The organism is Pseudomonas sp. MWU12-3088 (genome assembly GCF_023242405.1).
GTDB lineage: Bacteria > Pseudomonadota > Gammaproteobacteria > Pseudomonadales > Pseudomonadaceae > Aquipseudomonas > Aquipseudomonas kribbensis.
This window is the reverse complement of the sequence record NZ_JALJEA010000010.1, coordinates 189,705-202,007: the sequence shown is the minus strand read 5'-3', so window position 1 is coordinate 202,007 and position 12,303 is coordinate 189,705. Positions and strand designations below refer to the sequence as shown.

Annotated in this window: 11 protein-coding genes and 1 tRNA gene; 11 read left to right on the top strand and 1 reads right to left on the bottom strand. The window is 58.6% G+C overall.

The window, feature by feature from the left end; translation table 11 throughout:
* The first annotated feature begins 130 nt into the window (after positions 1–130).
* The 4 genes from carA (at position 131) to M5B98_RS22460 (ending at position 5,521) form a co-directional block, all read left to right on the top strand.
* Positions 131–1,267, top strand: a complete 1,137-nt coding sequence (carA, locus tag M5B98_RS22475; protein WP_085711854.1) for a glutamine-hydrolyzing carbamoyl-phosphate synthase small subunit — start codon at positions 131–133, stop codon at positions 1,265–1,267.
* 126 nt (positions 1,268–1,393) lie between these two features.
* Positions 1,394–4,615, top strand: coding sequence for a carbamoyl-phosphate synthase large subunit (gene carB / locus M5B98_RS22470; RefSeq protein ID WP_085711853.1), 3,222 nt, complete (start codon positions 1,394–1,396; stop codon positions 4,613–4,615).
* The gene (greA, locus tag M5B98_RS22465; RefSeq protein ID WP_085711852.1) at positions 4,612–5,088 is read left to right on the top strand and encodes a transcription elongation factor GreA; all 477 of its coding nucleotides are present in this window, start codon (positions 4,612–4,614) and stop codon (positions 5,086–5,088) included. The genes carB and greA overlap by 4 nt, the downstream gene beginning before the upstream one ends.
* Positions 5,089–5,116: 28 nt before the next feature.
* On the top strand, positions 5,117–5,521 hold the full coding sequence (locus tag M5B98_RS22460) for an MFS transporter (protein WP_248744058.1): 405 nt from the start codon (positions 5,117–5,119) through the stop codon (positions 5,519–5,521).
* Positions 5,522–5,530: 9 nt separating this feature from the next.
* On the opposite strand, the gene M5B98_RS22455 is transcribed toward M5B98_RS22460, so the two are convergent.
* Positions 5,531–5,839 (bottom strand): YhbY family RNA-binding protein, encoded by a 309-nt coding sequence (locus M5B98_RS22455; protein WP_248744005.1) that lies wholly within the window; start codon positions 5,837–5,839, stop codon positions 5,531–5,533.
* A 101-nt stretch (positions 5,840–5,940) separates the two neighbouring features.
* Here M5B98_RS22455 and rlmE point away from each other — a divergent pair, with 101 nt between their 5' ends.
* The 7 genes from rlmE (at position 5,941) to M5B98_RS22420 (ending at position 12,214) form a co-directional block, all read left to right on the top strand.
* The gene (rlmE, locus tag M5B98_RS22450; RefSeq protein ID WP_085711850.1) at positions 5,941–6,570 is read left to right on the top strand and encodes a 23S rRNA (uridine(2552)-2'-O)-methyltransferase RlmE; all 630 of its coding nucleotides are present in this window, start codon (positions 5,941–5,943) and stop codon (positions 6,568–6,570) included.
* Positions 6,571–6,772: 202 nt separating this feature from the next.
* Positions 6,773–8,683, top strand: a complete 1,911-nt coding sequence (gene ftsH, locus M5B98_RS22445; protein WP_085711849.1) for an ATP-dependent zinc metalloprotease FtsH — start codon at positions 6,773–6,775, stop codon at positions 8,681–8,683.
* 8 nt (positions 8,684–8,691) lie between these two features.
* The gene (gene folP / locus M5B98_RS22440; protein WP_248744004.1) at positions 8,692–9,543 is read left to right on the top strand and encodes a dihydropteroate synthase; all 852 of its coding nucleotides are present in this window, start codon (positions 8,692–8,694) and stop codon (positions 9,541–9,543) included.
* A 16-nt stretch (positions 9,544–9,559) separates the two neighbouring features.
* On the top strand, positions 9,560–10,897 hold the full coding sequence (gene glmM, locus M5B98_RS22435; protein ID WP_248744003.1) for a phosphoglucosamine mutase: 1,338 nt from the start codon (positions 9,560–9,562) through the stop codon (positions 10,895–10,897).
* Between the two features lie 65 nt (positions 10,898–10,962).
* Positions 10,963–11,718: a triose-phosphate isomerase gene (gene tpiA / locus M5B98_RS22430; protein ID WP_119426653.1), complete on the top strand. Its 756-nt coding sequence runs from the start codon at positions 10,963–10,965 to the stop codon at positions 11,716–11,718.
* Between the two features lie 4 nt (positions 11,719–11,722).
* Positions 11,723–12,106 (top strand): preprotein translocase subunit SecG, encoded by a 384-nt coding sequence (gene secG / locus M5B98_RS22425; protein WP_011332406.1) that lies wholly within the window; start codon positions 11,723–11,725, stop codon positions 12,104–12,106.
* Positions 12,107–12,128: 22 nt separating this feature from the next.
* Positions 12,129–12,214 (top strand) — tRNA-Leu (locus tag M5B98_RS22420).
* The last annotated feature ends 89 nt before the right edge of the window (positions 12,215–12,303 follow it).

Sequence of the window (12,303 nt, the reverse complement as noted above, 5' to 3'; positions counted from 1 at the left end):
ACAGCTTTAGTGTGTCCACTAAAAGCGCGCAGAATAATTCAGTGAAGAAGCGGGGTGACGTGTCCATACGTCACTCCGCTTTTTTACAACCTGCGATTGCCCTTTCATGCGTTATTTACGGGAGGTCTTCTTGACTAAGCCAGCCATACTCGCCCTTGCTGATGGCAGCATTTTTCGCGGCGAAGCCATTGGAGCCGACGGTCAGACCGTTGGTGAGGTGGTGTTCAACACCGCAATGACCGGCTATCAGGAAATCCTTACCGATCCTTCCTACGCCCAACAGATCGTTACCCTGACTTACCCGCACATCGGCAATACCGGCACCACGCCGGAAGACGCCGAGTCCAATCGCGTCTGGTCCGCTGGCCTGGTCATCCGTGACCTGCCGCTGGTAGCGAGCAACTGGCGTAACACGATGTCCCTGTCCGACTACCTGAAAGCCAACAATGTTGTGGCAATCGCCGGTATCGACACCCGTCGCCTGACCCGCATCCTGCGTGAAAAAGGCGCCCAGAACGGCTGCATCATGGCCGGCGACAACATCTCCGAAGAAGCGGCCATCGCCGCTGCGCAAGGCTTCCCGGGCCTGAAGGGCATGGACCTGGCGAAAGTCGTCAGCACCAAGACCCAATACGAATGGCGCTCCACTGTCTGGGATCTGAAAACCGACAGCCACGCGACCATCGAAGCCTCCGAGCTGCCATACCACGTGGTTGCCTACGACTACGGCGTCAAGGTCAACATCCTGCGCATGTTGGTCGAGCGCGGTTGCCGTGTCACTGTCGTTCCGGCGCAAACCCCGGCTGCCGACGTGCTGGCCCTGAATCCGGATGGCGTGTTCCTGTCCAACGGCCCAGGTGACCCGGAGCCTTGCGACTACGCGATCAAGGCGATCAAGGAAGTGCTGGAAACCGAAATTCCGGTGTTCGGCATCTGCCTCGGTCACCAGCTGCTGGCCCTGGCCTCCGGCGCCAAGACCCTGAAAATGGGCCATGGTCACCATGGTGCCAACCACCCGGTTCAGGATCTGGACACTGGCGTCGTGATGATCACCAGCCAGAACCACGGTTTTGCGGTTGACGAAGCGACCCTGCCAGCCAACGTCCGCGCGATCCACAAATCGCTGTTCGACGGCACCCTGCAAGGCATCGAGCGCACCGACAAGAGCGCGTTCAGCTTCCAGGGTCACCCTGAAGCGAGCCCGGGCCCGAACGATGTGGCCCCTCTGTTTGACCGCTTCATCAACGAGATGGCCAAGCGACGCTAAGCGCTCGCCTTGAGACTGTAGCGAGAAGCCCCTCGAGGGCGGCCCCGGAACCGGCGGCCCCCTCGGGACTTCAGAAATCGATCAAGACGGCTTGCCGACTGACCTGCGGATTTGAGTGACAAACCCATGCCAAAACGTACAGACATTAAAAGCATCCTGATTCTCGGCGCTGGCCCGATCGTTATCGGCCAGGCCTGCGAATTCGACTACTCCGGCGCCCAGGCTTGCAAAGCCCTGCGCGAAGAGGGTTACCGCGTCATCCTGGTGAACTCCAACCCGGCCACCATCATGACCGACCCGGACATGGCCGACGCCACCTACATCGAGCCGATCAAGTGGCAGACCGTTGCCAAGATCATCGAAAAAGAGCGTCCGGATGCGGTGCTGCCAACCATGGGCGGCCAGACCGCTCTGAACTGCGCCCTGGACCTGGAGCGCGAAGGCGTTCTGGAGAAGTTCGGCGTAGAGATGATCGGCGCCAACGCCGACACCATCGACAAGGCTGAAGACCGTTCGCGTTTCGACAAGGCGATGAAAGCCATCGGCCTGGAATGCCCGCGTTCCGGTATCGCCCACAGCATGGAAGAAGCCAACGCGGTGCTCGAGCGCCTGGGCTTCCCGTGCATCATCCGTCCGTCCTTCACCATGGGCGGCACCGGTGGCGGTATCGCTTACAACCGTGAAGAGTTCGAAGAAATCTGCGCCCGTGGTCTGGACCTGTCGCCGACCAAGGAGCTGCTGATCGACGAATCGCTGATCGGCTGGAAAGAATATGAAATGGAAGTTGTCCGCGACAAAAAGGACAACTGCATCATCGTCTGCTCGATCGAAAACTTCGACCCGATGGGCGTGCACACCGGTGACTCGATCACCGTGGCTCCAGCCCAGACCCTGACCGACAAGGAATACCAGATCCTGCGTAACGCCTCGCTGGCGGTACTGCGCGAGATCGGCGTCGAGACTGGCGGTTCCAACGTTCAGTTCGGTATCTGCCCGGACACCGGCCGCATGGTCGTGATCGAAATGAACCCGCGTGTATCGCGTTCGTCGGCCCTGGCTTCGAAAGCCACCGGTTTCCCGATTGCCAAGGTCGCGGCCAAACTGGCAGTCGGCTACACCCTCGACGAACTGTCGAACGACATCACCGGCGGCAAGACTCCGGCGTCCTTCGAGCCGTCCATCGACTACGTCGTGACCAAGCTGCCGCGCTTCGCTTTCGAGAAGTTCGCCAACGCTGACGCACGCCTGACCACTCAAATGAAGTCGGTTGGTGAAGTCATGGCCATCGGCCGTACCTTCCAGGAATCCCTGCAGAAAGCCCTGCGCGGTCTGGAAGTCGGCGTTTGCGGTCTGGACGAGAAAGTCGACCTGAGCAATCCGGAAAGCATGAGCGTGCTCAAGCGCGAGCTGACCGTGCCGGGCGCCGAGCGTATCTGGTACGTGGCGGACGCTTTCCGCGCTGGCATGACCGTCGAAGAAATCTTCGGCATGAACATGATCGACCCGTGGTTCCTGGTGCAGATCGAAGATCTGATCAAGGACGAAGAGAAGGTCAAGACCCTCGGTCTGTCGGCTATCGACCGCGACCTGATGTTCAAGCTCAAGCGTAAAGGCTTCTCCGACCAGCGTCTGGCCAAGCTGCTGGGCGTGACCGAGAAGAACCTGCGTACCCACCGTCAAAAGCTGGAAGTGTTCCCGGTCTACAAGCGCGTCGACACCTGCGCCGCCGAGTTCGCCACCGACACCGCTTACCTGTACTCGACTTACGAGGAAGAGTGCGAAGCAGCGCCGTCCGGCCGCGACAAGATCATGATTCTGGGTGGCGGTCCTAACCGTATCGGCCAGGGCATCGAGTTCGACTACTGCTGCGTACACGCCGCTCTCGCCCTGCGCGAAGACGGCTATGAAACCATCATGGTCAACTGCAACCCGGAAACCGTTTCCACTGACTACGACACTTCCGACCGTCTGTACTTCGAGCCGGTGACCCTGGAAGACGTGCTGGAAATCTGCCGCGTCGAGAAGCCGAAAGGCGTGATCGTCCAGTACGGCGGCCAGACTCCACTGAAACTGGCTCGTGCCCTCGAAGCGGCCGGCGTGCCGATCATCGGCACGAGCCCTGACGCCATCGACCGTGCCGAAGACCGTGAGCGCTTCCAGCAGATGGTCGAGCGCCTGAACCTGCGTCAGCCGCCAAACGCTACCGTGCGCAGCGAAGACGAAGCCGTTCGCGCTGCCGCGAAGATCGGTTATCCGCTGGTGGTTCGTCCGTCCTACGTACTGGGCGGTCGGGCGATGGAAATCGTCTACAAGGAAGAAGAACTCAAGCGTTACCTGCGTGACGCGGTGCAAGTGTCGAACGACAGCCCTGTGCTGCTCGACCACTTCCTCAACTGCGCCATCGAGATGGACGTGGATGCGGTCTGCGACGGCAAGGACGTAGTGATCGGCGCGATCATGCAGCACATCGAACAGGCTGGCGTTCACTCCGGTGACTCCGCGTGCTCGCTGCCGCCGTACTCGCTGCCGGCGCACATCCAGGACGAGATGCGCGAGCAGGTCAAGAAAATGGCCCTGGAGCTGGGCGTGGTCGGCCTGATGAACGTTCAGCTGGCGCTGCAAGGCGAAGACATCTACGTCATCGAAGTCAACCCGCGTGCTTCCCGTACCGTACCGTTCGTGTCGAAGTGCATCGGTGTTTCCCTGGCCATGATCGCGGCTCGCGTGATGGCTGGTAAAACCCTGAAGGAAATCGGCTTCACCAAGGAAATCATCCCGAACTTCTACAGCGTGAAAGAGGCGGTATTCCCGTTCGCCAAATTCCCTGGCGTTGACCCGATCCTCGGCCCAGAGATGAAGTCCACCGGTGAAGTAATGGGCGTCGGTGACACCTTCGGCGAAGCCTTTGCCAAAGCCCAGATGGGCGCGAGCGAAGTACTGCCGACCGGCGGTACCGCATTCATCAGCGTACGTGATGACGACAAGCCGCTGGTTGCAGGTGTGGCGCGTGATCTGATCAACTTGGGCTTCGAAGTAGTCGCCACTGCCGGCACTGCCAAGCTGATCGAGGCTGCAGGCCTGAAAGTGCGTCGTGTGAACAAGGTGACCGAGGGTCGTCCGCACGTGGTCGACATGATCAAGAATGACGAAGTCACGCTGATCATCAACACCACCGAAGGACGTCAGTCGATCGCGGACTCTTACTCCATTCGTCGTAACGCCTTGCAGCACAAGATCTACTGCACCACCACCATTGCTGCTGGCGAAGCCATCTGCGAAGCGCTGAAGTTCGGTCCCGAGAAGACCGTGCGCCGCTTGCAGGATCTACACGCAGGATTGAAGGCATGAATAAATACCCAATGACCGTCCAGGGCGCGAAAGCCCTGGAAGAGGAACACGCTCATCTGACCAAGGTCGTTCGTCCGAAGCTCAGCCAGGACATCGGTACGGCCCGCGAGTTGGGTGACTTGAAGGAAAACGCCGAATACCATGCCGCCCGCGAACAGCAGGGCATGGTCGAGGCGCGGATCCGTGACATCGAAGGTCGCATGCAGAATGCCGTGATCATCGATGTGACGACCATTCCGCACACCGGCAAGGTGATTTTCGGCACTACCGTCGAAATCGCCAACGTCGAGACTGATGAAAGCGTGACTTACCAGATCGTTGGTGAAGACGAGGCGGACATCAAGCTCGGCAAGATTTCGGTCGGCTCGCCGATCGCTCGCGCCTTGATTGCCAAGGAAGAGGGCGACACGGTCGTCGTGAAAACGCCGGGCGGCGATATCGAGTATGAGATTGTCGAAGTCCGTCACATCTGAAACAGGGCGCCCGCTGCAGGCGGGCGCCCTGCTCTGGCAGCTGACCCAGATGTTGTGGGTCGGCGGTTTATGGCTGGTGCACCTCGGTCTGCGGCCGGTGCTGGGACAGATTGGCCTGGCGCCGCTGCTGATCGACGAAGTCGCCAGTGCGTTTGAAATGCCGGTGGTGGGTTTCGCTGCCGTGTGTGTGGTTTTTCAGGCTTTGGTGCTGGTACGGGCCGAAGGCCTTGCCAGTCTATGGCGGGATTTTCGCGGGCAAGTGCTGCTGATGGCGTTGTATGCGAGTGCGATGTATGTCGCAGTGCGTGTCGGCTGGCCGGATGCGCAGCGCTGGCAGGTGTTCAGTTATCTTGTTCTGGGCTTTTCCGGGCTGGTACTGGTGTTGCAGCCGGTGCCGGGATGGAGTGGCAGGGTGCGCGAAGCACACCCTTGACCCTTGTCATCACTTGAAGCGATGGACGTTCGACAGCTGCTTGTTCACGCTGAAGTTCTTGCGGTAGATCAGTGCCATCTTGCCGATGACCTGAACCAGATCGGCCTTGCCGACCTTGCACAGCTCTGCAACGGACGCCAGGCGCGCCTCGCGATCAAGGATATTGAGCTTGATCTTGATCAACTCGTGGTCCGCCAATGCGCGTTCGAGTTCGGCTAAAACACCCTCAGTCAAACCGTTGTCAGCTACCGTCACAACTGGTTTGAGGTGGTGGCCAATGGATTTGTACTGTTTCTTCTGCTCTGGAGTGAGCGGCATAATCTGACCCTTTCGTCTGGATTCTGTAAAATGGCGGCCATTTTACCCGAGGGCTCGTGGATCCGCCCAATTAATCACGACCCTAATCAACGAGGTGCCCAATGGCGCGTTCCAAGACAAGCCTTGGTTGGCTGAAACGACATGTCAACGATCCTTATGTGAAGCAGGCGCAGAAGGATGGCTACCGCTCGCGTGCGAGTTACAAGCTTCTGGAAGTCCAGGAGAAATACAAACTGATCCGCCCAGGCATGAGCGTGGTCGACTTGGGCGCGGCGCCCGGCGGCTGGTCTCAGGTCACCAGCCGGCTGATCGGTGGCCAGGGGCGTCTGATCGCCTCGGACATCCTGGAAATGGACAGCATTCCGGACGTGACCTTCATTCAGGGGGATTTCACTCAGGATGAAGTGCTCGCTCAAATTCTTGAGGCGGTAGGTAATTCGCAGGTGGACCTTGTGATTTCCGATATGGCCCCCAATATGAGTGGTACGCCTGCCGTAGATATGCCGAAAGCCATGTTCCTTTGCGAGCTGGCGCTTGACCTGGCGGAGCGGATTCTCAAGCCGGGTGGTAATTTCCTGATCAAGATATTTCAGGGCGAAGGGTTCGATGTTTACCTGAAGGACGCTCGTCGGAAATTCGACAAGGTCCAGATGATCAAGCCGGACTCTTCCCGCGACAGTTCCCGGGAGCAATACATGCTGGCTTGGGGCTATCGCGGTCGCAGCGAGTAAAACGAGGTTTTTTGGCGGGGTGATAGGTTTTTCGTATTTCGCCCCGCGTGCATAAGCGAATATTGTGTAGAAAGTGTTTCACAAAGGGTTACAGACGGCGCCTGCCAGAGCTGTAGGTAATGTAGTAAGTTAGGCCGGTGAATATCATGCGAAGCGCGCGCCAGTAGCGGAGCTTGCTTCAGAGGGTAGTTAATTGAACGATATGGCAAAGAATCTGATCCTGTGGTTGATCATCGCGGCTGTCCTGGTGACGGTGATGAACAACTTCTCCAGCCCTAACGAGCCGCAGACCCTCAACTATTCCGACTTCATCCAGCAGGTCAAGGATGGCAAGGTCGAGCGCGTGGCCGTCGACGGCTACGTGATTACCGGCAAGCGCAACGATGGCGACAGCTTCAAGACCATTCGTCCGGCAATCCAGGACAATGGCCTGATCGGCGACCTGGTCGACAATCACGTTGTGGTCGAAGGCAAGCAGCCTGAGCAGCAAAGCATCTGGACCCAGCTTCTGGTGGCCAGCTTCCCGATCCTGGTGATCATCGCGGTGTTCATGTTCTTCATGCGCCAGATGCAGGGCGGTGCGGGCGGCAAGGGCGGGCCGATGAGCTTTGGCAAGAGCAAGGCGCGTCTGCTGTCCGAAGATCAGGTGAAAACCACCCTGGCTGACGTTGCCGGTTGCGACGAAGCCAAGGAAGAAGTTGGCGAACTGGTCGAGTTCCTGCGTGATCCGGGCAAGTTCCAGCGCCTGGGTGGCCGCATTCCTCGCGGCGTGCTGATGGTTGGTCCTCCGGGCACCGGTAAAACCTTGCTGGCCAAGGCGATTGCCGGCGAAGCCAAGGTACCGTTCTTCACCATTTCCGGTTCCGACTTCGTCGAAATGTTCGTCGGTGTCGGTGCCAGCCGTGTTCGCGACATGTTCGAACAGGCCAAGAAGCACGCACCCTGCATTATCTTCATCGACGAGATCGACGCTGTTGGTCGCCATCGTGGCGCCGGCATGGGTGGCGGTCACGACGAGCGCGAGCAGACTCTCAACCAGTTGCTGGTGGAGATGGACGGCTTCGAAATGAATGACGGCATCATCGTCATCGCTGCAACCAACCGTCCTGACGTACTGGACCCGGCTCTGCTGCGTCCGGGTCGTTTCGACCGTCAGGTAGTGGTCGGTCTGCCGGACATCCGTGGTCGCGAGCAGATCCTCAAGGTGCACATGCGTAAAGTGCCAATGGGTGACGACGTTGCTCCGGCCGTTATCGCACGTGGTACTCCGGGTTTCTCCGGTGCCGATCTTGCCAACCTGGTCAACGAGGCTTCGCTGTTCGCTGCCCGTGCCGGCAAGCGCATCGTCGAGATGAAGGAATTCGAACTGGCCAAAGACAAGATCATGATGGGCGCCGAGCGCAAATCCATGGTCATGTCCGAGAAGGAAAAGCAGAACACCGCTTATCACGAAGCAGGCCACGCCATTGTTGGTCGCGTTGTGCCCGAGCATGACCCGGTCTACAAAGTGTCGATCATCCCGCGCGGTCGTGCGTTGGGTGTGACCATGTTCCTGCCGGAAGAAGATCGTTACAGCCTGTCCAAGCGCGCGCTGATCAGTCAGATCTGCTCGCTGTACGGCGGCCGTATCGCGGAAGAAATGACCTTGGGCTTCGACGGTGTGACCACTGGCGCCTCCAACGACATCATGCGTGCCAGCCAGATTGCACGGAACATGGTGACCAAGTGGGGCCTGTCTGAAAAACTCGGTCCGTTGATGTATGCAGAAGAAGAGGGCGAGGTGTTCCTCGGTCGTGGCGGTGGCGGTCAGAACGCCAGCTTCTCGGGCGAAACGGCCAAGCTGATCGACTCGGAAGTGCGCAGCATCATCGATCAGTGCTACGGCACCGCCAAGCAGATCCTGACCGACAATCGTGACAAACTCGATGCCATGGCAGATGCCTTGATGAAGTACGAGACGATCGATGCCGAGCAGATCGACGACATCATGGCGGGTCGCACGCCTCGCGAACCTCGTGACTGGTCGGGCGGCACCGGCACTGGCACGCCTCCTCCGGTGGTTCAGGATGAGCGTCCGGAAACACCGATTGGCGGTCCGGCTGCTGACGTTTAAGGTTTGAAATGACTTCTGTACAGTCCCTGACCCGGTTGCCTTGCGGCAACCGGGTTCTTGATTTGGCCCGGACGCATGTCATGGGCATTCTCAATGTCACTCCCGATTCCTTCTCCGATGGTGGCCGATACAGCCAGCTTGATGCGGCCCTGCGTCATGCCGAGGCAATGGTGTTGGCCGGTGCGACGCTGATCGATGTTGGCGGAGAGTCAACCCGTCCTGGCGCTCGTGCGGTTTCTCCTCTCGAGGAGCTTGAGCGAGTGGCGCCGATCGTCGAGCTGATCAATCGCGAACTCGATGTGATCATTTCGGTCGATACATCCACTCCGGCTGTCATGCGGGAAACTGCGCGTCTGGGGGCAGGCCTGATCAATGATGTGCGATCGTTGCAGCGTGATGGTGCGCTGGATGCTGCTGCGGCCACCGGGTTGCCAGTCTGCCTGATGCATATGCTGGGAGAGCCCGGCAACATGCAGGACAATCCGCACTATCAGGATGTGACTCGTGAAGTGGGGGAGTTTCTCGCCGAGCGTATGGAGCGGTGCGCCTCGGTCGGCATACCCGCCGAGCGGATCATCCTCGATCCTGGCTTCGGTTTCGCCAAAACCCTTCAGCACAATCTAAGCTTGTTCAGGCACATGGAAGCCCTCCATGCATTGGGGCGACCTCTGCTGGTGGGCGTTTCGCGAAAAAGCATGATCGGACAGGCCCTGAATCGCCCGGTGGGCGAGCGTCTGTACGGTGGTCTGGCGCTGGCCGCACTGGCATCGGTCAAAGGCGCACGTATATTGCGCGTCCATGATGTAGCAGAAACGGTGGATGTCGTGCGCATGATCGCGGCCGTGGAATCAGCCGAATAAGAATGATGGAGCACTTATGAGCAAGAAATACTTTGGTACCGACGGCATTCGTGGTCGTGTCGGTGAATACCCGATTACTCCTGACTTCATGCTCAAGCTCGGCTGGGCTGCGGGTATGGCATTCCGAAAAATGGGTGCCTGCAAGGTGCTCGTCGGCAAGGACACGCGAATTTCCGGTTACATGTTCGAATCGGCGCTGGAGGCCGGCCTGACGTCGGCGGGTGCTGATGTGATGCTGCTCGGTCCGATGCCGACGCCGGCTATCGCTTACTTGTCGCGAACTTTCCAGGCTGAAGCCGGCATTGTGATCAGTGCATCGCACAACCCTCACGACGATAACGGCATCAAGTTTTTCTCCGGCAGAGGCACCAAGTTGCCGGATGAGCTGGAGCTGATGATCGAGGAGTTGCTCGATGCGCCAATGACTGTTGTCGAGTCGAGCAAGATCGGTAAGGTGTCGCGAATCAACGACGCGTCCGGCCGTTACATCGAGTTCTGCAAGAGCAGTGTGCCGACCAACACCAGTTTTGCCGGTCTCAAGATCGTGATCGATTGTGCACACGGAGCGACCTATAAAGTCGCGCCAAGTGTATTCCGCGAGTTGGGCGCTGAAGTTGTGGTGTTGTCCGCGCAACCCAACGGGCTGAACATCAACGACAACTGCGGCTCCACTCATATGGGGCCGTTGCAGGCGGCGGTGCTTGCCGAGCACGCCGATCTGGGGATCGCTTTCGATGGCGACGGTGACCGCGTACTGATGGTCGACCATACCGGTGCGATAGTCGATGGTGACGAACTGATCTTCATCATTGCCCGTGACCTGCATGAGCGTGGCAAATTGCAGGGTGGCGTGGTCGGTACGCTGATGAGCAACCTTGGCCTGGAGCTGGCGCTGGCGGATCTCGGTATTCCTTTCGTGCGTGCCAATGTGGGCGACCGTTATGTGATTGCCGAGCTGCTCGAGCGCGATTGGCTGGTGGGTGGCGAGAACTCGGGGCATGTTGTCTGCTTCAATCACACCACGACAGGTGATGCGATCATCGCGGCCCTGCAGGTGTTGATGGCACTGAAAACCCGAAACGAAGGTCTGGCGCAAACCCGTCAGGCTCTGCGCAAGTGCCCTCAAGTGCTGATCAATGTCCGTTTCGGCGGCGGCGACAGTCCGCTCGATCACCCGGCTGTCAAGGAAGCCAGCAAGCGTGTGACCGAGGCGATGGCGGGTCGTGGGCGTGTGCTTCTGCGCAAGTCCGGCACAGAGCCTCTGGTGCGTGTCATGGTCGAAGGCGAGGACGAAACCCAGGTTCGCAGCTATGCCGAAGAACTGGCAAAACTGGTAACTGAAGTTTCTGCCTGATACGGCTTGCCAGCCATGATTGTGTTGGGTAACATCTGCGCCCACTTTGACCGACGAGGTACAGCATGCGTCGCCCTATGGTAGCTGGTAACTGGAAGATGCACGGTACCCGCGCCAGCGTCGCTGAGCTGATCAACGGCCTTCGTCATCTGGCCTTGCCAAGCGGTGTTGATGTCGCGGTATTCCCGCCTTGCCTGCATATCAATCAAGTGATTGATGGCTTGAAAGGAAAGTCGATTTCGGTCGGCGCGCAGAATTCTGCGGTGGAATCGATGCAAGGTGCGTTGACCGGTGAAATTGCACCGAGTCAGTTGGTGGATGCAGGTTGTTCCCTGGTGCTTGTCGGGCACTCCGAACGCCGCCAGATCATGGGCGAGCGAGACGGAATGCTGAATCGCAAGTTCGCAGCGGCACAGGCATGTGGCTTGATTCCGGTGTTGTGTGTAGGGGAAACCCTGGAGCAGCGCGAAGCCGGAAAGACTCTTGAGGTTGTCGGGCGTCAGCTGGGCAGCATCATCGAGGAGCTGGGTGTCGGTGCTTTTGCCAATGCAGTGATCGCTTACGAGCCGGTCTGGGCCATTGGTACCGGGCTGACTGCAACGCCGCAGCAGGCTCAGGATGTGCATAAAGCCATTCGCGAGCAGCTGGCGGCAGAGAATTCTGAAGTCGCGCGAAATGTACGGCTTCTATACGGCGGCAGCGTGAAGGCGGCCAATGCGGTCGAACTGTTCGGCATGCCGGATATCGATGGGGGGCTCATTGGTGGAGCTTCCCTGAATGCAGATGAGTTCGGTGCGATCTGTCGCGCCGCGGGAAACTGAAAAAATGCTGGAAACAGTCGTAGTCGTTTTTCATCTGCTGGGTGCATTGGGCGTGGTTGCTCTGGTTTTGCTGCAGCAGGGTAAGGGTGCGGACGCTGGCGCGTCTTTCGGAGCAGGTGCTTCAAATACTGTGTTCGGAAGCCAAGGTTCCTCTACCTTTCTTAGTAAGTTTACTGCTATACTTGCCGCCGGTTTCTTCATAACCAGCTTGGGGTTAGGATACTTTGCTAAAGAGAAGGCTCATCAGCTGACTCAAGCAGGTTTGCCAAATCCGGCAGTGTTGGAAGTTCCAAAGCAACAACCGGCTTCTGATGATGTCCCGGTGCTTCAAGAGCAAAAGTCGGCTACTCCAGCGACTGATGTGCCTCCAGCTCAAGAGCAGAAGTAAGAAGGGTTTCAAACGTAGTATTGCCGAGGTGGTGGAATTGGTAGACACGCAACCTTGAGGTGGTTGTGCCCATAGGGTGTAGGGGTTCGAGTCCCCTTCTCGGTACCAATTAGTCAGGAGAGCCCGCTGTTGCGGGCTTTCTTGCAGGTGGAAGGTTACATTGACCCTACTGGGGATCGGTCGTATACTTCCGCCCC